Genomic DNA, 23,748 nt, shown 5'->3' on the forward strand with positions numbered 1-23,748 from the left:
TCTAGACCTTGGTCCCTGCGTAGGTCCAGAGCCTGATCTGGAGGTGTGCCAGCAGGCGTTCATCTGCGGAGTGCAGGTCCAGGCCAGCCACCTCGCAGGCACGGCGGAGCCTGTAATGAACGGTGTTGCGGTGGACAGCCAATTCCTCGGCGCACCGGTTCACGTCGCCAAAGAACTCCAGATAAGTCAGGAGGGTCAGCGCGAATTCCGGATAACGGCTGCACAGCCGGGTAATTCCTGCATGACGCAGGGTGGTCCGCGATTCCAGCAGCTCCAACAATTCCCTGGTCAGGACTGTTGTTTCCACGTCGCTGTACGAGGCCACGCGCACGTCCGGTGTTGCTTCCATGACTTTGAGGACGCTGCGCACGTGATCAAGGGTGGCGTGCAGGGCGTCAAGGCGCGGAACGATGGGACCAACTGCTGCCTGCACCTGGAAATGAAGGTGGGTGGTGGCATCACGAACTATGGTGTTGACCAGCCGGTTGATGGCGGGGAGGGATTTCAGTGGATCCACGTCAGGCAGGATGATGGCCGTTTCCATTCCGAGGGCCCCTACCACCGCGCCTGGCCGGTAGGCTGCTGCATGGATTGATGCCACCTTGGAGAGCTCTCCCCTGCGGAGCTGAAGCCCCGCCGCGCTCTGGCTCAGCCCGCCCGCCGAGATCAGCACTAAAGCCGCTGGTTTCGACGGATCGATGCCTGCCGATTGGGCCTGCGAATGGACTTGGGCGGTGCCACTGAGCAGGCTGGACACCCGGTCCTCGCGCATCGACTGGGACTGCTCATTGCGGTGGCGTACCAACTCGATGGCGGCGTGCCGGGCCGCACCCACCATGATGCGGTCTGTGTTGGCCGCCAAGGGTTCAGCACCTTCCTGCAACCAGATGTATCCCATGACACGGCTGCCCGCGTGGATGCCGATTGCCACACGTTCACGAAGACCCGCATCAAGGTTGGCTTCCACATGGACAGGCGCTTCAGTGGCCTGCAGGTGCTTATAGACCCCTGATTCCTTCAGGAGTTTTTGGTACTTTTCAGGGCCACGCCTCGCCAGGATGGACAGCCGGCGGAGCTCGTCAACGTCATTGGATGCCGGGGAGTACGCAAGCACCCTGTTGCCCGGATCTTCGATCACCACGTGGCCATTGGTCAGCGTGGCCGTGGTTTGGGCGATCGCGAACAAGTCGCGGTGAACTGACGTGGGGGTTTCGCCTGGCACATCGTTCTCACGGACCCGGTCCAACGCGATGCTCTCGAACTTATCCCAGCGGAGCCCCGGGGCAACAGCCACCAGTCCAATGCCGGTCGGTTGGAGCAACTCTGCTGCGGCTTCCAACTCGCGTTCACTGCCCTTGACAGCAACTGCTGTGGGGCGGCCCACCATGATGCGGCGGAGTGCAGGGAGCGCCGCACGCCCGCGAACACCGATCAACATGACCAGTTCGCCTGGGCGGATCTCGTCGTCGTCTTCAGCATCAACAATGACAGTTTCGCGAACGGTTCTGTTGTCCTCTGCCGGGGCCAGCAGCAACCGGGCGTTGCCGACACCCAGGTCTTCCATGACGTCGCTCAATACGGTGACGACTCCGTCGTCGTCAATTTCCAGGGCTTTCAACGAAGCTATCGCTTCCTCTCCACATCAGTTTCTTCAGCAGTACGCTTCCTCGCCATTGAGGGGCTCCGCCGGTACATGTGCGCAGGCACGCACAGCGAGAAACATTACCGGCCCTTCAGAACACCAGTGTTGTCCCCCCGGCACAAGAGCCGGGCCCTGAATTTGGTTCGCCAGCCAATTTGTTGGTGACGGCAGCGACCTAGAGTTGGTGACTGTCCCACACACCACAAAGACTGACTGCAGCGCGGCCAATTTCAGGCACAACTGCGAGGCAGCCAGCCCCACGTTGTGGAGTATTGAGCCACCCTGTGGTGGCAACGGAGTCAAAGGAGACCCCCGAAGTGATACCCACCCCTGCGTCCACACAAACCCTTCCCTCCCCGACAGACCTGGCTGCCAGTCCGTCGTCGAACGCTTTCGCCCAAGAGGAAACCGGCTACCGGAAAACCCTTAAGCCCCGGCAGATCCAGATGATCGCCATCGGAGGTGCGATCGGTACCGGGCTCTTCATGGGCGCCGGAGGCCGCCTCAACGGGTCCGGGCCTGCGTTGGTCCTCGTTTATGCCGTCTGCGGATTCTTCGCGTTCCTGATCCTGCGGGCACTGGGCGAGTTGGTGCTGTACCGCCCCACCTCCGGCTCGTTCGTTTCCTATGCCCGCGAGTTCTACGGCGAGAAAATGGCCTACACCGCGGGCTGGCTCTACTTCCTGAACTGGGCCATGACCTCCATAGTGGACGTCACCGCGGTTGCCCTGTACGTGAAGTTCTGGGGCCAATATTGGGCACCCATCAACGACATCCCGCAGTGGTTGATCGCGTTGATCGCTTTGGTAGTGGTGCTCTCCCTGAACCTGGTGTCCGTGAAGATCTTTGGCGAGATGGAGTTCTGGTTCGCCATGATCAAGGTGGGCGCCTTAGTGACGTTCCTCGTGGTGGGAATCTGCTTCATTGTTTTCGGCGGCCGGACGGACGTTGGCGTTCCGGGCTTCAACGTCATCGCTGAGAACGGCGGCATGTTCCCCATGGGCTCCGTGGCGCCGCTCCTGGCCATCAGCGGCGTGGTATTCGCCTACGCCGCCGTGGAACTCGTGGGCACTGCAGCCGGCGAAACCGCCAACCCCCACAAGGTGATGCCCAAGGCCGTGAACACCGTAGTAATCCGCATCGGGGTGTTCTACGTGGGCTCCGTCCTGCTGCTCTCGCTCCTGCTTCCCTTCACGTCCTACAAAGCCGGCGAGTCCCCCTTTGTCACCTTCTTCTCCCACCTCGGCGATCCGCAGGCCGGAGCCATCTCCGCGTCCGTGATGAACTTCGTGGTCCTCACCGCCGCGCTCTCCAGCCTCAACGCCGGTCTCTATTCCACTGGCCGCATCCTCCGGTCCATGGCTGTGAACGGCTCGGCTCCGCAATTCACCGGACGGATCAGCGCGTCCGGAGTGCCCTACGGTGGCATCCTCCTGACAGCGGTCATCACCCTGGTGGGCGTTGGATTGAACGCCGTTGTCCCCTCGCAGGTCTTTGAGATCGTGCTCGAAGTCTCGGCCGTGGGAATCATCGGCGGCTGGGCCACCATCATGCTCTGCCACATCAAGCTCCAGCGATGGGTACGCAGCGGCAAGGTGGTACGCCCGGCCTTCCGGCTGTTCGGAGCTCCTTTTACCTCCTACCTCACGCTCGGGTTCCTGGCCTTTGTCCTGGTCACGATGGGGTTCTCGGAAACAGGTCGCTGGGTGCTGGCCTCGTTGCTGGTGTTGGCTCCGCTGCTGATCGCCGGCTGGTACGCGTATCGCGGCCGCATCCGCACAGCCCTGATGTCCTAGACCCCTTTTCAGTTTGAAAGTGAAACACATGAGCACCCCTTCCCCGTCCCCCAAAATCGGCACCCCCAGCAGGGCCTGGCGGTCCCGAGCCGATGCGTGGGAGTTTTTGGGATACGCCCTCAGGCAGCTCGCTTCGGCCCGACACCAGGAGTCTGGTTTGCTGTCCCAGATCGACCGGACTTTTGCCCTCCTGGCGGCGGTGGAACCCTATTGGGCCGAGCCTGGAGTCAACACCGTGGCCCAGTTGCGCCAATTAATCGACGACGGCGAACCCCAGGCCGCGCTCCAGCTTCTGGGCGGTTTGTCCCACCTCCCGCTCGCCTCTGCCGGGGAAACAGCTGCGGTGCCGCGCGCTGAGCTCCCGGACGAGGAAGCTGTTGACCAGCCCGAGCCGGCGGAGCGGCCACGCTTTGAGGTCCTGGTGGTGGACACCATGGATCCCGAAGAAGCCGAGGCGCTCAAGAACACCATGGCTGCGCAGCGCCGTCCTTCGGATGCGTTCACGTACACGGTCAACGTGGTTCCCAGCTATGAGGATGCGTTGGTGGCCATCATGCTGAACCCCGATATCCAGTCCGTTGTTCTTCGCCCGGGCTTTTCCCTCCGCAGCACCCATCTGTTGGGCAGCGACCTCCAGCGGTTCCTGGCCCGGCACACCTCGGCTGACTTGCAGGACTCGCGACCCATCAGACGGATCCTTGCGCTGGCCGATGCAATTTCCGGGCTGCGGCCGGAACTGGACGTCTACTTGGTGGCAGGGGTTTCCATCGAGTCCCTGGCGGGATCCCTCACCAGGAAGTTCCGGCGGATTTTCCGGCGACAGGATCATCTGGACCTGCATCTGTCACTGCTGTCCGGGGTGGCCGAACGCTACGAAACACCGTTCTTCACGGCGCTGCAGGACTACAGCCGCCGCCCGGCCAGCGTCTTCCACGCCCTGCCGATTTCCCGGGGTGCGTCTGTAGGAACGTCACCGTGGATCCGGGACATGGCCGATTTCTACGGGACAAACCTCCTGTTGGCCGAAACGTCCGCCACCTCAGGCGGTCTGGACTCTTTGCTGGATCCGCACGGGTCCATCAAACGCGCACAGGAACTCGCCGCCCGGGCCTTTGGGGCGCAACGAACCTACTTTGTCACCAACGGCACATCCACGGCCAACAAGATCGTGCACCAGTCCCTGCTTGCCCCGGGCGATGTTGTGCTGGTGGACCGCAACTGCCACAAATCGCACCACTACGCCTTTATGCTTGCCGGTGCCCGTGTGTCCTACTTGGATGCCTATCCCCTGGACAAGTACGCGTTTTATGGTGCTGTCCCTCTGGCCAGCCTGAAGCGCAGGCTCCTGCAGTACCGCCGGGCGGGCCGGCTCCACGAGGTGAAAATGGTGACCCTCACCAACTGCACCTTTGACGGCGTTGTGTACGACGTCGAAAGGGTCATGGAGGAATGCCTGGCCATCAAACCGGATCTCGTCTTCCTATGGGATGAGGCGTGGTTTGCCTTCGCCCGCTCCCATCCGGTGTACCGCCGTCGAACCGGCATGGCGGCAGCAGCCGCCCTGGAAGCTTCCTTCAGCGATCCTGCCTACGCCACCCGGTACGCGGAACAGGCCGCCGCCCTTCATGACCCGGTCACCGGCGAACCCGTTGATGACGAAGCCTGGCTCAACACCAGGCTTATTCCGGATCCTGCCAAGGCACGCCTCCGGGTCTACGCAACGCAGTCAACCCACAAAACGTTGACCTCGTTGCGGCAGGGTTCCATGATCCACGTGTATGACCAAGACTTCGCCGACTCCAACCGGGAGTCCTTCCGCGAGGCGTACATGACCCACACGTCCACCTCCCCCAACTACCAAATTCTGGCTTCCCTGGACATTGGCAGACGACAGGTGGAACTGGAAGGTTTCGGCCTGGTGCAACGGCAATCCGACCTTGCCGTATCCGTGGCCCAGGCCGTGGCCCGGCATCCCCTGCTGAAGAAGTACTTCCGTGTGCTGACCTCGCGGGACCTCATCGGTCCGCGCTATAGGGAAACCGGCTCCAGCATGCCGCTGCGGGATGGGCTGTCGGAGCTGGAGGACGCCTGGCAGCGGGACGAGTTCGTCATCGATCCCAGCCGCCTCACGCTGGACATCAGCAAAACAGGGATCGACGGCGACACTTTCCGCCACAGCTACCTCATGGACGATCACGGCATCCAGGTGAACAAGACGTCACGGAACACTGTGCTGTTCATGACCAACATCGGCACGTCCCGAAGCTCCGTGGCGTACCTGATCGAGGTCCTGGTGAAACTCGCTGAAGGCTTTGAGAACCCGCATCCTTCGGCGCGGGCTCGGACGCTACCTGCCTCGTCCGACGCTCCCCGCCCGACTCCCCCGCTCCCGGACTTCAGCACCTTCGCCGCGCGCTTCCGTAGGGATGATTCCTGCGAGGACGGTGATATCCGGGCCGCCTACTTTGAGAGTTACAAACCCGATTCCACGGTGTACCTGTCCGCGGCTGAGGTGGCTGCGGCGGTGGCCAAGGGACAGGAGGTGGTCTCGGCAGGATTCGTTACGCCGTATCCGCCCGGATTCCCCATCCTGGTCCCCGGGCAGGTGATCACCCGGCAAACCCTCGAATTCATGGCCGCCTTGGATACGCGTGAAATCCATGGGTTCGATCACGAACGGGGGTACCGGGTGTTCGCGGAGCCTGCTTCTTCTTCTGTTCTCGAGTTGGTGGCGGTGGCGTCCTAGACTTTGGCGCTCCAACCGAAAGCAGGGGCGACGTGCTTGGCGACGTTGCCCAGCAGCTTGGCGTTGTAGTCGACGCCAAGCTGGTTGGGCACTGTGAGCAGGACCGTGTCGGCTGCTTGCACGGCTGCGTCGTTCGCCAGTTCGTCTGCTAGTTGATCCGGCTCGCCGATGTAGCTCTTCCCGAAACGGGACAACGCGCCGTCGAGAATTCCCACTTGGTCTTGGCTGTCCGCTTGGGCGCGCAGACCGAAGTAGTGGTTGTCGACGTCGTCCACGATGGGGATCACGCTGCGGCTGACGGAGATCCTCGGTTCAAAGTCGTGCCCTGCGGCGGCCCAGGCTTCGCGGAACATTCGGATCTGCTCTGCCTGCAGTTCGTCGAAAGGAACACCGGTGTCCTCGGTGAGGAGGGTTGAACTCATGAGGTTCATGCCTTGCTCTGCTGCCCAGACTGCAGTCTTCCGGGTTCCGGCGCCCCACCAGATTCTCTGCGGGAGGCCGGGTGACTGGGGTTGGATGGGCAGCAGACCTGTGGCCCCGCCGGCGTAATGGGGGTCCGCTTCGGCCACCCCGTGCCCGGCGATGGCTTTGCGGAACAATGCAGTGTGGCGGCGGGCCATGTCGCCACCGTCCTCACCGTCCTCGGGGACGTAGCCGAAGTTCGCTGCTCCGTTCCGTGCAGGTTCGGGTGAACCACGGCTCACTCCGAGCTGCAACCGCCCATCACTGATGAGGTCTGTGGCTGCTGCTTCCTCGGCCATGTAGAGGCTGTTTTCGTATCTCATGTCGATCACGCCGGTGCCCATTTCGATCCGGCTGGTCCGTGCCGCAATAGCGCTCAGCAGTGGAAAGGGCGATGCTTGCTGCCGGGCGAAGTGGTGCACTCGGAAGAAGGCCCCGTCGATGCCCAGTTCCTCAGCGGCCACAGCGAGTTCGATGCCCTGTTTCAGGGCCTCCCCAGCCGTTGGCACGAGGGAACCCGGGACGCGGGCCCAGTGACCGAAGGAGAGGAAACCGATCCGTTTGTTGTGCATGTTCGGGACAACTCCGCGGGGGCCCGGAGAATTCCACGGAGCCGCTCGCCCACCGCTCAGCGCCTTCTGAAAGTGATTCAGGAATCGTCGAGCGCATTAGGTATAGTGGAGCCGTCGGGGGTTTATCTATTCGATGGAGTAAAATGAATTTCGACACGGGGGTTGCCGATCGTCTGATCGGTGCATGTCGAGACGCAGCGCGTACGCTGCAGGATCAACGCGGCGGACGGGAATCGATCTCGACTGCTGCTCTTACGGAATTCCGGGGCGTGTTCGCTGACTGTTTCCGGGAGAACGTTGCCGCTGAACGGGCGGCCCGTTCGGAGCTGGTCCATATGTTGGAAGATGTTGCCCGTCAGGTCCAGGATGCGAAGAGCGCCGCGGAGGTTGAGCAGCGTCGCTTGGATGACGTGACGGAGTGGGTGCTTGCCTCCGGCTGGGTGCGTGCTGGCGGCGGTGTTGGAGTGAATGTGGGGCCGCGCCCGTCGATGGAGGAGACTGACCGTCCGGTGGTGAGCGTGAACACTGTGCGGCAGGGGTTGCGTGTCTGGGCGAGTGGAAGCACTGCTGGGGCGAGTTCCGCTGATCCGGACACCTTGGAATCCGCAGTGTCAACCTTCAGGATCCAGGACGGCTCAGACCGGGGTGCGGCTGACAGAGTCAGTGCAGCTGGGTCCGAGTTCGAGGACAAGTGCTCCTGGGTGCACTCTGATCTCGACGCTGTCCGTGGCGGGCTGCGACGGTTCTTGGAAGACAACCATCAGGACGCGACCCGGCTTTCCGACATCGCTTCGACGTTACGCGCTGCCGGTGGCAGCGGAGACGTCGGACAGGTAACGGTATCGAACGGCCTTCTGGTGCTTGCCACGGTGCCGATGTCCTTATCGGGTGTGGCTCTGCTGAGCTACTTGTCCACTGCGACGGAGGCTGACGTCAAAGCGTTGGCCACAATGCCCGGATGGCAGCAGACCCTGCAAGGCTTGGACCCATCGAAGATCGGGACTTGGTGGGCGGGCATGAACGCGGGAGCCCACCCTGCAGCGAACGAGTCCGGGCTCACGCAGGTGCAGGAGCTCCTGCTGGCTGCGGCTCCGGCCATGTTCGGCGCTTTGGACGGGATGCCCGCACTGGCCAGGGTCCGGGCCAACCGGTTGAACTCGCCAAGCCTGCTCCGTGCGGCGGAGAAAGACCTGGAAACAGCCCGGAAGTTGTGGGGATCGGGCAAGCACACCACGACCCGAACCGAACAAAGATGCTGGAAAATGAGGTGGCCTACCTGAAGCAGGTGGAAGCCGGGGACGTACGGCTTTACCTCTATGACCGGGACCAGTCCCGGATTGTGCAAATGATCGGCACCCCAGACCCCAACACACGGCATGTGATCACCTACGTCCCGGGAACGTTCACCGGACTGAACATCTTCTACGAAGGCGGCGTACAGCAGGTCTCGAAATACCTCAATAGCAACGTGCCGGGGACGGTGGCTTTCGTCTATAAGGATGGGCGGTTCCCCGGGGAAGAGGACACCGCCGGCGGCCCCAACCTCGCGAGAATCGGTGAGGCGAACGATGAGAAACTCGCACGCACGTCCGGGCAGCAACTGGCAGGTTTCGAGACCGGGATGCGTATTGACCCCTACTTGAACGGTGCCGAACAAACCGGCATCGGACACAGCTGGGGCCTGGCGAACCTCACCAGTTCCGAGGTCGCCGGAGCCCGATATGACAAGGTGATTTCCCTCGCCGGGGCCGGAATGCTCCCGGACTGGAAACCACAGCCAACCACGGAATACTCAAACCTGTACTACCATGATCTGCTCGTCCAAGGTCAGGTAGTTCCCAACCCCATCACGAAAAAAGGGCTGGTGTGGGAGGGAAACAACCCGATCCATCGCGATGAGTTCGAACAGCACTTCTACCGCGGCCCCGACGACGACAAAATCAACGGTGCGATCAACACCCTCGAAGAAGGGAACATCCTCATGGAAAACCACAACCTCATCGCCTCAAACAGCAAGGACAACCGGAGGGTTTTGGATGAAGTGTCTGAGGTGTTGAAACGATGAAAATTTCCAACTTTGCAGCCTACATCGCCGCGATCGTGACCATTGGTGGCGTCTCAAGCTGCGCAACTTCGGACATTCCAAGAGAGGAACATAACGTGGTTACGCAAGTGAGGTGGCAGGAAGCTAAAGCAAGCACGGAAAAGGAAGCGCTGGAGATCGCGGCCTTGATCCCAAAGGACAAGATTACTTCCATAGTCCAGAAAGAGACGGGCGTTCTCCTATCCTGCAGCAATACCGAACACAACTGGAACGGTTCGACTTCGATCACGCTGACTCAGGGAAGCGAAGCTGAATCTGTCGTGAAAGAACTTGAGACGGCTGCTCGGGCGCACTACACGGATCATCGTTTTGAGGTCTCAAGCGACCGGACCATACAAGGCACCTTTCGTGTTGAGATAAGCGATCCGGCCACCTCGGAAATGTATCTCATCAGGGAGGACGATCCCGGCGTCATTCGCATTGCATCAGGTTCGCCTTGCTTCACTTTGCCCGAGGGCATCTACCCGGGTGGGGATTTCTAGATCCTCATGAGCAACCAGAACCTCATCGCCTCCACAAGCGAAGACAAGCAAGCAAGTACTCAAAGACATGCTTGGAATTGTGGCTAGATGAGGGCACGTCGCGGTGCCATGGCGTTGTGGCTGGTCGTTTCAATCGGGCTTGCCGGTTGCGCCGGGCCACCCACCGGGAGTTCGACGGAGTCGACTGTGCCAACTGCGGCCAAAACACAGGAGGCAACGATGAATGCTGAGCTGACATGGCAGCAAGCGAAAGCTCATACACAAGCAATGGAACTGGAGATCGCCGCCCTGATCCCAAAAGAAGCTGTTATCTCGATCGATCAGAAGAAGAAGGGCGTGCTCTTGTCCTGCAACAAGACCCAGCACAGCTGGAATGGTTCAACGACAATCACGGTCACCGGAAAAACCAAAATCGAGCCGATCCTGAAAGAAGTCGAAACCCACTATCAAATTGGAAAATACGAAGTCGGGAACAGGCTTGATATCAGAGGATCCTACGAAGTCCAAGTAAGCCCTCACAACACAAGCGATGAAAACTATATTGTCGCCGAAGGGTTAGCCCCACATCAGATTCGCATTGATTCCGGTTCGCCGTGCTTCACATTGCCCGAGGGCATATATCCCGGTGGAGATTTCTAAAACCGGAATTCATGGGGATGGTTGGTGTTGTCATGTTGCCTGCACATTCCTCATTCAGCCCGGCGATAATGCATCGCCACCGCTCCGTTACTGAGCGGCTCTGCTGAGATCAGCTCAAGATGCCGGGTGCTGGGCAGTCCGCCTTGGTAAAGGGTGGGTCCGTGGCCTGTGATCATGGGGTGGATGAGGAATTTGTACTCGTCGATCAGGCCCAATCGGTCCAACTCTGTTGCTAGTTTCCCGCTGCCAACAAGCACCCCTTTGGGAGTCCTGTCCTTAAGCTCCTGAACGGCCGTACCCAGTTGGCCAACCAGCCGATGACTGTTGGTCCAGGGGAAGTCGCTACGCGTTGTGGAAACGACGTACTTGGGTTTTCCCTCCAAGGTGATCGCCCACTCGCGTAGGGCTGGCGGCGCTTCTACTTCGCCACGGGCAACCAAGGGCCAGTAAACCTCCATCATTTCGTAGGTAGTCCGGCCCCAGAGCATTGCGCCGCTCTGATCCAGGAGACGCGTGAAGTGGGCGTGCGTCTCGTCGTCGGCGATGCCCTCCTGATGGTCCACGCAACCATCGAGCGTGACGTTGATGCTGAACGTTAGAAGGCCCATTCGACGATTCTAGGCCGCGAATCGCAATGGCGCAGCGGACAACGGAGGAATGCCAAGGGCAGGCAGCGCCAGCAGAAAATGAATCGCTCATTTATACCCTACCGGGGTATACTGTCAGCAGCGGAAGTAGACGAAGGTGGTGAAGCATCGTGAGCAAACTGCTGTCCCCTCAAGCTCTTGCCGCCTCCCTCGTGCGGGCGTTGCTTCTACTTCTGGTAACGGCCGTCATTGCAGGCATATTCGGAATGCACATCATCAGCGGTCCGCATGGGGCAGGGGGAACGCATGCGTCTCATGCGGCATCACCTGTAGTGAGCACCTCCTCATCCCACCACGCGCACGGCCCTTCTCATGAGGTGAGCGGTGCCTCGGCTGGCGACGATCACGGCACGGAATTTGGAAGCTGCTCCTGCACTCAGGCTGCCGGTTGCATCCCATCCCTCACAACAGCTTCTCTGAGCGCTCCCCCACCCGGCACGACAGGCGAAGTCACCCCTGCATCGTGGGAACTGCCCACCATCTTTCCGTCCTGGTCCTACCAACCCCACGGTCCTACACCCGGGCAACTCTGCATCAGCCGCACGTGAGCACTGGGTGGTCCGGTAACAGCCGGGACCGCACATCCATTCACTATCTGCTGACTACCGGGCGGCTGACTATCACCGCCGCCCGAAATGCAAAGGACTTTTACTCATGAACAGAACTCACTTCACTGTGACCGGAGCGGCTCTCGCAACTCTGCTTGCCCTGGCTGGTTGCGCTTCCAACCCCGGCTCCGGTTCCATGCCGGGCATGGACCATGGAAGTTCCGGCACCTCCATCAGCCCCTCTGCGAACAGCAGCGACGCCGGGCACAACGCCGCAGACACCATGTTCGCCCAGATGATGATCCCCCATCACTCCCAAGCGGTGGAGATGTCCGACGTCATGCTGGCAAAGGCTGACATCCCGGCCTCGATTACCAACTTGGCCGTGAAGATCAAAGACGCGCAGGCACCCGAAATAGAGAAGATGACGGGCTGGCTGAACAGCTGGAACATGCCTGTCATGGGATCCTCGGGGCATGGCGGCCACGGCATGGACGGCATGCTGAGCGAGGCGGACCTGCAGAAGCTTAGGGATGCCCAGGGTGTTGAAGCGGCCAAGCTCTTCCTCACGCAGATGATCGCGCATCACGAAGGTGCTGTGACCATGGCCAAAACCGAGATAGCCCAGGGCAAGAACCCGGAGGCTGTCCAGCTAGGCAAGGACATCGTCACGGCGCAGGAAGCAGAGATTCGGGAAATGCGGGATCTGCTGACCGGACTCTAACCTCACCGTCTGGTGACGCAAGGGCTCGACGGCGGGAGGTCGCCGTCGAGCCTTTGCGCGCCGTCCGGAAGTCGACTGTTATGCAGCGGCCGACGCGAAGTGCCGAGCGCCTAAAGCGTGTCTGGATCAACAATTGTCGTCGGGTAAGGCTTGCCCGGCCTGAGAGGGGAGATACTGACGATCTTCCAGCCTTCCCCGGATTTTGCCAGTTCAACTTTTTGGTCGTAGACGTAGCCTTCGCTGGGGCCTTGCACGCCGTTCACCGGACCGTGTTCCAGCTGTGTCTGCTCCGAAATCTCTATGTTGGCGCCGGCATCGGTGATGGTGAATTTCTTGATGGTGATCTCCGAGCCGCTGTCCGTCAAAAGAACGCCATGGGGAGCAATCGCGTCCCTGCGTTGGTGGAGCTGTCCGTACTCCAGCTCAATACGATCGACTGCGTCCGGCACAAAATCCTTGCCGATGTCTTCCTTGGCGGAAGAGAAGCCACTGACCACTTGATGGTTCCTGCGGTCGATCGCCCGCTCAATGAGGGCCTGGACAGCGGCCTTCGCTTCCGCATCCGGCTGCGGGGCTGGCGCTGCACACGACGTCACGGCAAGCAATGCAACTACCGCAACCATCGTGATTCTTTGCTGCCTGGTCATGACCTGCCACCCTTCACACGACTCCCGGGAATCGCCTCCCCCACATGCAAAGGCTGGTGGCAACGTAGCATTTCGTCCGGGTCGAAACCAGAACCGGTTAGCGGCTGCTGCCCGCCAGCAAACCCCGGCGCTGCAGCAGTCGCTTCTCGATCGGCCCGAACACCAGGAGCTCGATCAGGATGCCTACGAACAGGATCAGCAGGATCGCGGACATCACAATGGTCATATCGGAGAGCAGTCGACCCTGATCCAGCAGTGAGCCCAGCCCGAAGCCGATGGTGCCGCCCACTGCGATGATTTCGGCGGCCATGAGGGAGCGCCAGGAGAAAGCCCAGCCCTGCTTCAGCCCACCGATGTACCCGGGAAGCGCGGCGGGCAGGACAATCTGCAAGGCCATCTGGAGCCGGTTCGCGCCAAGGACTGTGCCCACGCTGCGGTACTGCGGCGGGATCTGGTCCACACCGGAGATGAGCCCGTTGATGATGGACGGAATAGCGCCCATGAACACCACGAAGTAGACGGTGGCGTCGGTCAGGCCGAACCAGATGATCGCAGCGGGAACCCATGCCACGGACGGCAAAACCTGCAACCCGGAGATCAGAGGCCCGAACGCACGGCGCAAGGGAGCTACCTGAGCCAGGATCAACCCCACGGGAGTAGCGATGACCACGGAGATCAGGAAGCCGATCACACCACGCTGCAGCGAAGTCCACACCGCTTCCTGGACTTTGCCTTCGCCCCACATCGTCACGAACTGGGTGAGGACGTCAAGGGGCCCGGGAACGAGGTCGCGCCGTTTGAATCCAAGGGAGACATAGAACTGCCACGCGAGGATAAGCACCACAAGTGCAGCGACGGGCAGCAGCACGCGCTTCCATTCGATGCCGGCCTTGCGCCCACTGTCGGACTGGAGGTTGTCCAGACCGGCTTCGAGGTCCCTGAGTTCCGAGGCGTTGCCCTTCAGCGACGGCGAAGTGATGTGCTCTTTGGAATCTGTCACGGGAAGGGTCCGCTCTTCGGTGGTGATGGGGTTACTTGGCATGGCGGCGGATCTCCTCGCGAAGACGGCGGGTAATGACACCGGTCAGCTCCCCGGCACGGCCAGCATCGGTACGGTGTTCCTCGGTGACATCCCATTCGGCCACCACACGGCCGGGACGTGAGGACAGCAGCAGCACGCGCTGACCCAGTCGAACAGCTTCGCGCACGTTATGGGTGACGAACACGATGGTCCGGCCCGTTTCCTTCCAGATCCGCTCAAGCTCGTCGTGCAGAAGATCGCGGGTGATCGCATCAAGGGCTGCAAACGGCTCGTCCATCAGCAGCAACTGCCGGTCCTGGGCCAGTGAACGGGCCAACGCAACGCGCTGCCTCATGCCGCCGGACAATTCGTGCGGGCGCTTGTCGCCGGCGCCACCAAGGTGGACCAGTTCCAACAGTTCGGTAGCGCGTTCGCGCCGGCTCGCCTTGGTGCTGGACTTGTCAGCCAGCTGCAACGCCAACTCAATGTTGCCGCGTGCCGTCAGCCACGGGAACAGGGCCGCGTCCTGGAACATGAAGGCAGCGCCGTCGCTGGGTACTTCAAGAGCGCCCGACGTCGGCGGTTCCAGTCCCGCCATGATGTTCAGCAAGGTGGACTTACCGCAGCCGGACGCACCGAGGAGGGCGACGAACTCGCCTTGAGCGATGGTGGCGTTGACGTCGTCCAGCACCGGGGCGCCGTCGCCGAAGCGCTTGCCCAGGTTCTCGAGTACGACTGGCATGGTCCCGTCCTTCGTGTTGATTGGTAAAGCTGATGCGGCCAAAAGCCGGCCCGCTTCCCCCGTGTGAACCGCAAGGGGAAGCGGACCAGCCCGTTACTGCTTAGTCCTGGCCAAGACCTGCGGCTGAGGTCTTCTTGCCTTCAACCTCGTTCAAGGTGCGGAGATCGAAGATGCCGTTGATGTCGGCCTGCTGGGTTGTCCCGGCTTTCACACCGTCTTCCAGCAGCTTGTTGTACGTTCCGGCCAAGGGGTCTGTAGTGAACTTGATGTTCTGGAGCGCGCGTTCAATCACGTTGGCCGGAAGCGGCTTGCCTGCCGTGTCCTTCAGGACCGCGTTGATGGTGGTCGCCTTCTCCTCAGCCGAGGCCGAGTTGAGCCAGTTCACGGATTCAACGTGACCCTTCAGGAGAGCCTTCACGGTTTCCGGGTGTTCCGCGGCGAACTTCTTGTTCACGATCAAGATGGTGGTGGTGAAGTCACCGTTTTCCCACAGGTCCTTCTCATCAACCAGCACCTTCGCCCCGGCTTCGAGCACCAGGCGGGAGGCCCACGGCTCAGGCAACCACGCGCCGTCGAGCTTTCCGTCCTGGAAGAGCTTCAGCGACTGGGCGTTTTCGGTCGGGTTGATGTTGACGTCGCCGCTGCCATCAGTGTTGGTCTTGAAACCTTGATCGCCCAGCCAGGCGCGAAGGGCCACGTCCTGGGTTCCACCGAGCTGCGGGGAGCTGAGGATCTTGCCCTTGAGATCGGCCGCGGAGTTGATCTCCGGCTTGACCACCAGCTGGGCGCCGCCCGATGCTGCGCCGGCGATGATGCTGATGGACTCGCCCTTGCTCTTGACGAAGGAGTTGATGGCCGGGTTCGGGCCGATGTACGTGGCGTCGATGGCGCCGGCGTTCAAGGCTTCGATCGCGGCGGGGCCGGCGTTGAAGACCTGGGTGCTGAGCTTGGTATCGCCGAGCTCCTTGGCGATCAGGCCCTTGCTGGTGCCTACCAGCGCCGGGCCGTGGGTGACGTTGCTGAAGTAGCCGAGCTTCAGCTCAGCAGCCGGGGACGTGGTGGGAGCCGGCGCGGCCTGGTTGTTCTGCGAAACAGCGGAAGCAACAGCGGCGCCTGCACCGATCAGCAGCACCAGGCCGACGGCCAGGGCGATCTCAACAGTGCGGCGGCGCTTGGGCTTGGGCGCGGTCTCACCGGCGACGATGCGGGTGGTGCCGGAATCGGGTTTCTGTGACTCGGGGGTGTTCGACATGAGGGTGGGTCCTTATGAATGTGGGATGCGAAGTGGGGGCGAAGATCAGGCCCCGTGACATCGCCCGTCGAGGGCAAGCAAGGACCATTCCGGAGAGGTCATGCCTTCACAGTAGGGACTGTCATATTTCGGCTTCAATCCCGTAGAAATCAAGGTTCACGCAGGTTCACGTGGCGTCATATTCGCCGCGAGGGCTTCAATGTCGCGCGGAGTTGTGCGGCAGCAGCCACCTATGAGATGGGCGCCCCGGTCCTGCCAAACGGCTGCGTTTCCAGCCAAGGTTCCGGTGCCCTGAACGCCCTCCGACGGACCCCACGTTTTGGTCACGGCATCGTACGTTTCACCGGAATTCGGGTAAGCCACCAGCGGCTTGTCGGAGGACTGCTGGAGAGTGCCGAGCGCGTCCGTCACCAGGTCCAGCGGCACACAATTGACTCCGACGGCGGCCACCCGCGGTTCCGCGCTCAGCAACGCCGCGACGTCCGCAAGGGGCGTTCCGTCACTGATGTGACCGCTGTCCCGCAGCGTAAACGTAAACCAGGATTCGACGTCGAACTCTGCCACGAGCGCCAACAGCGCCTCCGCTTCGGCGAAAGACGGCAGCGTCTCGCACGCCAGGAAATCCGCGCCGGCCTCCACCAGCGCCGCGATACGCGGGCGGTGGAAGTCCCGGAATTCCGCGGCAGAAAGCTTGTAATCACCGCGGTACTCGGAGCCGTCGGCAAGGTAGGCGCCGTAGGGGCCCACCGATCCGGCCACCAGCAAAGGGCCGTTCGCAGAACCCTCCGCCAAGGCTTCCTGGCGGGCTTCGTCGGCCAGCCGGACGCTCAACGCCACCAACTCCAATGACTCCTCCACGGACAACCCGCGCCGCGCAAAACCCTGCGGAGTGGCCTGATAGCTGGCCGTGATGGCCACGGAGGCACCGGCGTCGAAGTAGTCGCGGTGGACTTGCTTGATCAGATGCGGCTTCTCCAGCAGGACCTTGGCAGACCACAACGCGTCTTCCAGGTCGCAGCCGTGGGCCTCCAATTCCGTGGCTAACGCACCGTCCAGGACCAAGTCCTTGCCGGCGTTGAGGAGAGTGCTGAGCGTGGTGTTCTGTGGCATGGGTCCTTCCCCAAAAAGAAAACCGCAGCTTGTCCGAAATTCCCGCCGTACAACGTGAGGAGTCGCGAACAAGCTGCGGTTTTGTGACTACGTGTGACCCTAGATGACGTAACGTTCGTCTTCGTGGTCGCCCGGGTGGTCCTTCACCAAACCGGCGGCAAGGGTGTTGCCGTCGATGGGGTCGATCACCAGGAAAGCGCCAGTGCGGCGGTGGTGCAGGTAATTCTCCAACGGCAACGGAGCAGAGAGCCGGAGCTGTGCGTGTCCGATGTCGTTAAGTTCCAGGTTGGTCGCCGGCTCAACGTTGAACGTGGCGAGGTCCAGCTTGCCGGTGACGTTCCGGACCAGTGCCTGGACCGTGCGCGTACCGTGCTTCACCAGGACCTTCTGGCCCTCACGGAGCGGCTTCGGCGAGAGCCAAGCCAACGACGCATACAGGTCTGCAGTGCTTTCGCGGACCGTACCGGCAGCGGCGATGGTGTCGCCACGGGCGATGTCGATCTCGTCAGCCAGGCGAACAGCCACCGACTGCGGTGCTGCGGCCTCGTCCAACGACTGGCCGGCGAAGTCGATGCCGATCACCGTGGTGGTGCGCGGTTCGTGGCCCGGGCTGATGACACTCACTTCGTCGCCAACCTTGACCGACCCCTCGGTGATCTGGCCGGCGTAGGCACGGTAATCGCGGTACGCCTCCACATCGAGCCCGGCAGCAACAGCATCCGGAGCCAAGGCACCCTGCGGACGGATCACCAGCTGAACAGGAAAGCGGAAGCTCTCCAGTTCGGCCTCGAGCTCGTCAGCGGCCGGGAGGGTTTCAAGGACCTCCAACAGCGCAGGACCGGTGTACCAAGGGGTGCGCTCGGAGCGGTCCACCACGTTATCGCCATCAAGGGCGGACACAGGAACCACCAGCAAGTCAGCAACACCATCGGAACCCAGTCCGAGCTCGCGGGCAACCTTCTGCACATCGGTCTCGATGTCGCGGAACACCTGCTCGCTGAACTCCACCAGGTCAATCTTGTTCACGGCCACAATCACGTGGGCAACGCGCAGCAGCTGCAGAACGGACAGGTGACGACGGGTCTGCTCCAGCACACCCTTGCGGGCGTCAATCAGTACGACGACGGCATCCGCAGTGGACGCGCCGGTCACCGTGTTCTTGGTGTACTGAACGTGGCCGGGGCAGTCCGCCAGGATGAAGCTGCGGCGATCGGTGGCGAAGTAGCGGTAAGCGACATCGATGGTGATGCCCTGCTCGCGCTCAGCACGCAGGCCGTCGGTCAGGAGGGCGAGGTCGATCCCGCCCTTTTCGCCTCCGAAGCCACGGTCCGCAGAGGTGCGGGCAACGGCGTCGAGCGTGTCAGCAAGAATCGCCTTGGAATCGTGAAGGAGGCGACCCACCAGAGTGGACTTGCCGTCGTCCACCGAGCCGGCAGTGGCGAAACGGAAGAGTGTTGTGGGCAAGGCTGTTTCCAACCCGGCTGCCAGTGTTTCGGTGCTCATTTAGAAGTAGCCGTCCTTCTTGCGGTCTTCCATGGCTGCCTCGGAGATGCGGTCATCTGCTCGGGTGGCGCCACGTTCGGTCAGGGTGGAGGCAGCGACTTCAACAACGACGTCGGCCACGGTGCGCGCATCGGATTCCACAGCACCTGTGCAGGACATGTCTCCCACCGTGCGGTAGCGCACCAGTTTGGTGATGACGTCCTCGTTGGGCAGCGGCTGGGAGACTTCGCCCACCGCGCGCCACATTCCGTCGCGGGCGAAGACTTCGCGCTCGTGGGCGTAGTAGAGGCTGGGGAGCTCGATGTTCTCGCGCTCGATGTAGCGCCAGATGTCCAGCTCGGTCCAGTTGCTGATGGGGAACGCACGGACGTGCTGGCCCACCGTGTGGCGGCCGTTGTACAGGTTCCACAGTTCAGGACGCTGGTTGCGCGGATCCCACTGGCCAAATTCGTCGCGGAGGCTCAGGATGCGCTCCTTGGCGCGGGCCTTGTCCTCGTCGCGGCGGCCGCCGCCGAACACGGCGTCGAACTTGTTGCGCTGGATGGCGTCCAACAGCGGAACGGTCTGCAGCGGGTTGCGGGTGCCATCGGCACGCTCAGCCAGTTCGCCGCGGTCTATGAACTCCTGGACCGAGCCCACCACAAGCTTCAGGCCAAGACGCTCAACAGTGCGGTCCCGGAAGTCGATGACCTCCGGGAAGTTGTGGCCTGTGTCCACGTGCAGGACCGGGAAGGGAACCTTGCCCGGCCAGAACGCCTTCGTGGCCAGGTGCAGCATGACCACGGAGTCCTTGCCGCCGGAGAACAGCAGCGCAGGCTTCTCGAACTCGGCGACAACCTCACGGATGATGTGAATGGCTTCGGACTCGAGGGTGTCCAGGCTGCTCAAACGCTCGGCTGAGGGTCCGCCGTGCCCGCTTCGCGATGCCCGCCACGCCGCGGCGGACCCCTCAGCCTCACTCTGCAACTGGTTCAACTCGAGGTCCTCGCTGGTTGTTTGGGTGCTCATGTGTGTAGTCCGCATTCTGTCTTGTCGGAACCTGCCCAGCGGCCGGCGCGGGGGTCTTCACCCGGGGCAACCTGGCGGGTGCAGGGCTGGCAGCCGATGGACGGGTAGCCCTGGCTCAGGAGGGGGTTGACGGGAAGGATGTTGTCCTCGGAGTACTCGATCAGCTGGTCGAAGGTCCAGTCGACCATCGGGTTCACCTTGACCAGGCCGAAGCCCTCATCCCAGGTGACAACCGGTGTGTTGGTACGTGTGGGGCCCTCGTCGCGACGGACCCCGGTGAACCACACCTCGTAGCCGGCCAGTGAGCGGCGCAGGGGCTGGACCTTGCGGAGGGCGCAGCACTGTGCAGGGTCGCGGGCGAACAGGTCCTTGCCAAGCAGTCGGTCCTGCTGTTCCACGGTGGTTTCCGGGAGGACGTCCACCACGTTGACGCGCAGATTCGCGGCAACTTCGTTACGGGTGTCGTACGTTTCCTTGAAGTGGTAGCCGGTCTCCAGGAACAAGACGTCGACGCCGGGAAGCTGGTCCGCGACCAAAGCCGGAAGGACGGCGTCGGCCATGGAGCAGGCCACCGTGACGGTGGGCAGCTCAAAGTTGCGGGCCACCCAGGCGATGGCTTCGGTGGCGGAGGCGTTCCAGCCGAGCTCGGCGGCCCCGGCCTCAGCAAGTGCCTTGAGCTCTTCATGGGAACGCAGTGCCGGCCGGGCTGCCGCAGCGGCGAGGTTGGTGATGGTGACGGGATCTGTCATTGGAGATCTCCTTCATCGGCGGAGTGTGCCCACTCAGCGAAGGTCTGGCCCTCGGCGCCAACGGCGACGAACTTACGGACCACACGCTCCACGTAGTCGGGCAAGTCTTCCACGGTGACCTTGAGGCCGCGGACCGTACGTCCCAGACCGGCTTCCTCGCGCTCATTGTTGGCCAACCCGCCACCGAGGTGGACCTGGAAACCCGGGGTGGGGTCGCCGTCCGGCGTTGGCAGCATCATGCCCTTCAGGCCGATATCGGCCGTCTGGATGCGTGCGCAGGAGTTGGGGCAGCCATTGATGTGGAGGGACAGTGCCGACGGCAGCTGCTTGGTCTCCACGAGGTCGGCCAGGCGGCGTTCCAACTCGGCGATGGCCGTAGCGGCCGTGACCTTGGTTTCCACGATGGCCAGCTTGCAGAATTCAATGCCTGTGCAGGCAATGGTGCCGCGGCGGAACACGGACGGCCGGGCGGAGAGGCCCAGGGTGTCCAGTTCGGCGATCAGGGGTTCCACCTGCTCCTTGGCGACGTCCAGGATGACAAGCTTCTGGTGCGGCGTAGTGCGCAGGCGGTAGCTGCCGTGCTTCTCCAGAGTGTCAGCCAACTGAACCAAGGCCTCGCCAGAGGTGCGGCCCACAGTCGGGGTGACGCCGATGAAGAACTTGCCGTCCTTCTGCTCGTGGACGCCGATGTGGTCACCCGGAGCGGTGGGCTTGGGAGCGGCGGGGCCGTCCGGAAGCTTGAAGCCGAGGTATTCGTCTTCCAGGATCTGGCGGAACTTGGCCGGACCCCAGTCGTTCATGAGGAACTTCAGTCGGGCCTTGGTACGCATGCGGCGGTAACCGTAGTCGCGGAAGATGCTGGTGACGCCCAGCCACACTTCAGCGGCGACGTCAGCGGAGACGAACACACCGAGGCGTTCGGCCAGGCGGGGGTTGGTGGAGAGGCCTCCGCCAACCCAGAGGTCGTAGCCGGCGCCGAGTTCGGGGTGGACAACTCCCACCAAAGCGAAGTCGTTGATCTCGTGCACCACGTCCTGGGACGGGTGGCCCGTGATGGCGGTCTTGTATTTTCGCGGCAGGTTGGCCAGCTCGGGGTCGCCGATGAAGCGTTCGGCGAGCTCGTGGATCAGCGGCGTGGGGTCGATGATCTCGTCTTTGGCGATGCCCGCAACCGGGGAACCAAGAATAACGCGGGGAACGTCGCCGCAAGCCTCGGTGGTGGACAGCCCGATGCCCTCGAGGCGGCGCCAGATCTCCGGCACGTCTTCAACGCGGATCCAGTGCAGCTGGATGTTCTGGCGGTCCGTCAGGTCGGCAGAGCCGCGGGCGAAGTCCACGGAAATCTGTCCGATGACGCGCAGCTGTTCGGTGGTCAGCGCACCGCCGTCGATGCGCACGCGGAGCATGAAGTACTTGTCTTCGAGCTCGTGCGGCTCAAGCGTTGCCGTCTTGCCGCCGTCGATCCCGGGCTTGCGCTGGGTGTAGAGGCCCCACCAACGGAAGCGGCCGTGAAGGTCCGTTCCGTCGATCGAATCGAAGCCCTCTTTGGAGTAGACAGACTCGATGCGCTCACGGACGTTCAGTCCGTTGTCTTCCTGCTTCCAGGTTTCGTTGGCGTTCAGTGGCGCGGTGCCGTCAACCTTCCACTGGCCGTGGGGCTTGGCGGCAGGGCGGGTGCGCGCCGGACGCGAGGGAACTGCGGTGTCCGAGGACGCACCGGCTACAGCTGTATCTGTCATACATCGACTGTAGGTCTGGCCAGATTTCGCCAGCAAAGGTCCGGAAATGCTAAGTCACCTAGGGAAACATTTCGTCACGAACACGCCAGCGGCCTTGTCCGGAGGGCCTGTTTTGTGCAGGTCGATTTGGCCCCTTTTCCGCGTGAATAAAGGTTAGGAGAGCCTTTCCAACACTGCGTCGTACCGTTCCAGCGCGATCTCCGCGAGCACCTTTGACGGCAGCAACGGAGCCGCGACAACGTCCGCGCCGGCCTTCGCCAACTGATCGTGGAAATAGCCTGTCGCCAGCAGGTACGAGGCAATGAAAACCCTGCCTTCTGGTCCGCTCGGTCCGCTCGGCTCGGCGGCGAGTTCGGCACGCAAGGAGGCGACGCCGTCGGGCACTGTTGGCTGGGCGCTGGCACCATAGGCCACCCGCACCTTGTTCGGCAGCAGCTCGGCGAGCAGTCGCGCCTGCTCTACCGAATCAACCGAGCCGTCCGGAAGGGACGATCCCGCGGCAGCCAGCAGGACGCCGTCGTGCTCCTGCAGCCCCGCCGCGCGCAAGTGTGTGGCCAACAACTCAGCGAGCCGCGGGTCCGGACCCAACGGCCGGGCGGCCACTACCTCCGGGCGGGTCTTGATGGCCTTGGGCACGTCCACCTTGATGTGGAAGCCGGTGGACAGCAATAGCGGGACGACGACGGCGGCAGTCCCCTCGGGCAGGCCCTCCACCACGCCGCCCAGCTCGGGTTCCTGGACGTCGACGTACGCCTCAACCACGCGCAACCCGGGACGGAGGGCTTCAATTTCCGCCATCACGCGACGGATGGCGGCCTGCCCTTCGGCGTTCCGGGTTCCGTGGGCGCAAGCGATCAAAACGGGGCTGTTCATGGGAGCTAGCGTAACGTTGAGCCAGCATCTATTGAGAGTCGCAGCCAGAAAGAACCCGTCCACTTGATTTCCATCGACATCGTCCTCCTTTGGCTCGACCTGGTTGGCGTGTTCTTCTTCGCGGTCTCGGGATCCCTGCTGGCCGCCCGCAAACAGTTCGACATCGTTGGCTCCGTGCTCCTCGGCTCCATTGTTGCCCTCGGCGGCGGCGTGATCCGCGACATCGTCATTAACGTCGGTCCCCCGATTGCCTTCACAAATCCCGCCTACCTGGCTCCCCCGCTGCTCGCTGCGATGCTGGTCTACTTCCTGTTCTCCTCGGTCCAGCGTTTCACGTCCCTGTTAACACTGTTCGACGCCGGTGGGCTGGCTCTGTTCTGCATCACCGGAACGCTGAAGGCCCTGACTGCCGGAATGAACCCCGTGGCCGCGATCCTGCTCGGTGTCACCACCGCGGTGGGCGGAGGCCTGCTGCGCGACATTACGGCGAACGAAATTCCTACGCTGTTTAACGCCCGCGATCTCTATGCGCTTCCGGCGTTTGTGGGGGCAGGCCTCACCACCCTCCTCTGGAATCTGGGCACGTTCACTGGGCTCCATGCGTGCGTTGTGGCAGCGGTTGTTTTCGCCTTCCGCGTGACGGCCTGGCGACGCAGCTGGCACGTACCCCTGGCCGTTCGTGGCTGGCACCGCCCCGGCGCCGGCCCGGGCGCAATTTCGGGTGCCCGGGATTAGCTAGGAT

General features: G+C 62.4%; 21 protein-coding genes. 8 read left to right on the forward strand and 13 right to left on the reverse strand.

All coding sequences use genetic code 11. From position 1 onward, the window contains the following. Position 1 precedes the first annotated feature (1 nt). A complete protein-coding gene (locus AYX22_RS16425) occupies positions 2-1,618 on the reverse strand; it encodes a helix-turn-helix domain-containing protein (RefSeq protein WP_207594337.1) in 1,617 nt (538 codons plus the stop codon). Positions 1,619-2,007: 389 nt separating this feature from the next. Between AYX22_RS16425 and AYX22_RS16430 the strand changes: the two genes are divergently transcribed. Together AYX22_RS16430 and AYX22_RS16435 are read left to right on the forward strand one after the other, a co-directional pair. Continuing rightward, on the forward strand, positions 2,008-3,438 hold the full coding sequence (locus tag AYX22_RS16430; protein ID WP_242703644.1) for an amino acid permease: 1,431 nt from the start codon (positions 2,008-2,010) through the stop codon (positions 3,436-3,438). Between the two features lie 28 nt (positions 3,439-3,466). Further along, positions 3,467-6,184, forward strand: a complete 2,718-nt coding sequence (locus tag AYX22_RS16435; protein WP_207594339.1) for an aminotransferase class I/II-fold pyridoxal phosphate-dependent enzyme — start codon at positions 3,467-3,469, stop codon at positions 6,182-6,184. Here the strand turns inward: AYX22_RS16435 and AYX22_RS16440 are convergent. Next, positions 6,181-7,218: an LLM class flavin-dependent oxidoreductase gene (locus AYX22_RS16440; RefSeq protein WP_207594340.1), complete on the reverse strand. Its 1,038-nt coding sequence runs from the start codon at positions 7,216-7,218 to the stop codon at positions 6,181-6,183. The genes AYX22_RS16435 and AYX22_RS16440 overlap by 4 nt on opposite strands. Positions 7,219-7,361: 143 nt before the next feature. On the opposite strand from AYX22_RS16440, the gene AYX22_RS16445 reads away from it, so the two are divergent. The 4 genes from AYX22_RS16445 (at position 7,362) to AYX22_RS16460 (ending at position 10,443) form a co-directional block, all read left to right on the forward strand. Further along, positions 7,362-8,498, forward strand: coding sequence for a hypothetical protein (locus AYX22_RS16445; protein ID WP_207594341.1), 1,137 nt, complete (start codon positions 7,362-7,364; stop codon positions 8,496-8,498). Further along, positions 8,471-9,283, forward strand: a complete 813-nt coding sequence (locus AYX22_RS16450) for a hypothetical protein (protein WP_207594342.1) — start codon at positions 8,471-8,473, stop codon at positions 9,281-9,283. Before AYX22_RS16445 ends, AYX22_RS16450 begins: the two co-directional genes overlap by 28 nt. Beyond that, a complete protein-coding gene (locus AYX22_RS16455; RefSeq protein WP_207594343.1) occupies positions 9,280-9,804 on the forward strand; it encodes a hypothetical protein in 525 nt (174 codons plus the stop codon). Before AYX22_RS16450 ends, AYX22_RS16455 begins: the two co-directional genes overlap by 4 nt. A gap of 219 nt (positions 9,805-10,023) precedes the next feature. Continuing rightward, positions 10,024-10,443 carry a hypothetical protein gene (locus AYX22_RS16460; RefSeq protein ID WP_207594344.1) on the forward strand — a complete coding sequence of 140 codons (420 nt, stop codon included), beginning with the start codon at positions 10,024-10,026 and terminating at the stop codon, positions 10,441-10,443. Positions 10,444-10,493: 50 nt separating this feature from the next. Here the strand turns inward: AYX22_RS16460 and AYX22_RS16465 are convergent, their stop codons facing one another. Further along, complete coding sequence (locus AYX22_RS16465) at positions 10,494-11,051, reverse strand: dihydrofolate reductase family protein (protein WP_172322583.1); 558 nt, start codon at positions 11,049-11,051, stop codon at positions 10,494-10,496. Positions 11,052-11,744: 693 nt separating this feature from the next. Between AYX22_RS16465 and AYX22_RS16470 the strand changes: the two genes are divergently transcribed. Further along, a complete protein-coding gene (locus AYX22_RS16470) occupies positions 11,745-12,362 on the forward strand; it encodes a DUF305 domain-containing protein (RefSeq protein WP_207594345.1) in 618 nt (205 codons plus the stop codon). Between the two features lie 110 nt (positions 12,363-12,472). On the opposite strand, the gene AYX22_RS16475 is transcribed toward AYX22_RS16470, so the two are convergent. From AYX22_RS16475 to AYX22_RS16520, 10 genes are all read right to left on the reverse strand, one after another. Further along, the gene (locus AYX22_RS16475; protein ID WP_207594346.1) at positions 12,473-13,009 is read right to left on the reverse strand and encodes a hypothetical protein; all 537 of its coding nucleotides are present in this window, start codon (positions 13,007-13,009) and stop codon (positions 12,473-12,475) included. A gap of 97 nt (positions 13,010-13,106) precedes the next feature. Beyond that, on the reverse strand, positions 13,107-14,051 hold the full coding sequence (locus AYX22_RS16480; RefSeq protein WP_207594347.1) for an ABC transporter permease: 945 nt from the start codon (positions 14,049-14,051) through the stop codon (positions 13,107-13,109). Continuing rightward, complete coding sequence (locus tag AYX22_RS16485) at positions 14,041-14,772, reverse strand: ABC transporter ATP-binding protein (protein ID WP_207594348.1); 732 nt, start codon at positions 14,770-14,772, stop codon at positions 14,041-14,043. The genes AYX22_RS16480 and AYX22_RS16485 overlap by 11 nt, the downstream gene beginning before the upstream one ends. Positions 14,773-14,872: 100 nt before the next feature. Beyond that, entirely contained in the window at positions 14,873-16,024 is a 1,152-nt protein-coding gene (locus tag AYX22_RS16490; RefSeq protein WP_207594349.1) for an ABC transporter substrate-binding protein, read from the reverse strand. 156 nt (positions 16,025-16,180) lie between these two features. Then, positions 16,181-17,134 (reverse strand): homocysteine S-methyltransferase, encoded by a 954-nt coding sequence (gene mmuM / locus AYX22_RS16495; protein WP_207594350.1) that lies wholly within the window; start codon positions 17,132-17,134, stop codon positions 16,181-16,183. Positions 17,135-17,233: 99 nt separating this feature from the next. Then, positions 17,234-18,637, reverse strand: a complete 1,404-nt coding sequence (locus AYX22_RS16500; protein ID WP_089595925.1) for a GTP-binding protein — start codon at positions 18,635-18,637, stop codon at positions 17,234-17,236. Continuing rightward, positions 18,638-19,645, reverse strand: coding sequence for a sulfate adenylyltransferase subunit CysD (gene cysD / locus AYX22_RS16505; protein ID WP_207594351.1), 1,008 nt, complete (start codon positions 19,643-19,645; stop codon positions 18,638-18,640). It lies immediately after the preceding gene. Then, positions 19,642-20,394, reverse strand: a complete 753-nt coding sequence (locus AYX22_RS16510; RefSeq protein WP_207594352.1) for a phosphoadenylyl-sulfate reductase — start codon at positions 20,392-20,394, stop codon at positions 19,642-19,644. The genes cysD and AYX22_RS16510 overlap by 4 nt, the downstream gene beginning before the upstream one ends. Further along, a complete protein-coding gene (locus AYX22_RS16515) occupies positions 20,391-22,133 on the reverse strand; it encodes a nitrite/sulfite reductase (RefSeq protein WP_207594353.1) in 1,743 nt (580 codons plus the stop codon). Before AYX22_RS16515 ends, AYX22_RS16510 begins: the two co-directional genes overlap by 4 nt. A 153-nt stretch (positions 22,134-22,286) precedes the next feature. Further along, complete coding sequence (locus AYX22_RS16520) at positions 22,287-23,069, reverse strand: CbiX/SirB N-terminal domain-containing protein (protein ID WP_207594354.1); 783 nt, start codon at positions 23,067-23,069, stop codon at positions 22,287-22,289. On the opposite strand from AYX22_RS16520, the gene AYX22_RS16525 reads away from it, so the two are divergent. Then, positions 23,070-23,741, forward strand: coding sequence for a trimeric intracellular cation channel family protein (locus AYX22_RS16525; protein WP_207594355.1), 672 nt, complete (start codon positions 23,070-23,072; stop codon positions 23,739-23,741). The last annotated feature ends 7 nt before the right edge of the window (positions 23,742-23,748 follow it).

It is taken from the genome of Arthrobacter sp. D5-1 (assembly GCF_017357425.1).
Lineage (GTDB): Bacteria > Actinomycetota > Actinomycetes > Actinomycetales > Micrococcaceae > Arthrobacter.

Bases quoted from the DNA above. Each gene is read 5' to 3' on its own strand.
- AYX22_RS16440 (WP_207594340.1), bottom strand. From the start codon at position 7,218: ATGCACAACAAACGGATCGGTTTCCTCTCCTTCGGTCACTGGGCCCGC.
- cysD (WP_207594351.1), bottom strand. From the start codon at position 19,645: ATGAGCACCCAAACAACCAGCGAGGACCTCGAGTTGAACCAGTTGCAG.
- AYX22_RS16480 (WP_207594347.1), bottom strand. From the start codon at position 14,051: ATGCCAAGTAACCCCATCACCACCGAAGAGCGGACCCTTCCCGTGACA.
- AYX22_RS16455 (WP_207594343.1), top strand. From the start codon at position 9,280: ATGAAAATTTCCAACTTTGCAGCCTACATCGCCGCGATCGTGACCATT.
- AYX22_RS16470 (WP_207594345.1), top strand. From the start codon at position 11,745: ATGAACAGAACTCACTTCACTGTGACCGGAGCGGCTCTCGCAACTCTG.
- AYX22_RS16500 (WP_089595925.1), bottom strand. From the start codon at position 18,637: ATGAGCACCGAAACACTGGCAGCCGGGTTGGAAACAGCCTTGCCCACA.
- AYX22_RS16435 (WP_207594339.1), top strand. From the start codon at position 3,467: ATGAGCACCCCTTCCCCGTCCCCCAAAATCGGCACCCCCAGCAGGGCC.
- mmuM (WP_207594350.1), bottom strand. From the start codon at position 17,134: ATGCCACAGAACACCACGCTCAGCACTCTCCTCAACGCCGGCAAGGAC.
- AYX22_RS16460 (WP_207594344.1), top strand. From the start codon at position 10,024: ATGAATGCTGAGCTGACATGGCAGCAAGCGAAAGCTCATACACAAGCA.
- AYX22_RS16445 (WP_207594341.1), top strand. From the start codon at position 7,362: ATGAATTTCGACACGGGGGTTGCCGATCGTCTGATCGGTGCATGTCGA.
- AYX22_RS16490 (WP_207594349.1), bottom strand. From the start codon at position 16,024: ATGTCGAACACCCCCGAGTCACAGAAACCCGATTCCGGCACCACCCGC.
- AYX22_RS16465 (WP_172322583.1), bottom strand. From the start codon at position 11,051: ATGGGCCTTCTAACGTTCAGCATCAACGTCACGCTCGATGGTTGCGTG.
- AYX22_RS16485 (WP_207594348.1), bottom strand. From the start codon at position 14,772: ATGCCAGTCGTACTCGAGAACCTGGGCAAGCGCTTCGGCGACGGCGCC.
- AYX22_RS16475 (WP_207594346.1), bottom strand. From the start codon at position 13,009: ATGACCAGGCAGCAAAGAATCACGATGGTTGCGGTAGTTGCATTGCTT.
- AYX22_RS16515 (WP_207594353.1), bottom strand. From the start codon at position 22,133: ATGACAGATACAGCTGTAGCCGGTGCGTCCTCGGACACCGCAGTTCCC.
- AYX22_RS16510 (WP_207594352.1), bottom strand. From the start codon at position 20,394: ATGACAGATCCCGTCACCATCACCAACCTCGCCGCTGCGGCAGCCCGG.
- AYX22_RS16450 (WP_207594342.1), top strand. From the start codon at position 8,471: ATGCTGGAAAATGAGGTGGCCTACCTGAAGCAGGTGGAAGCCGGGGAC.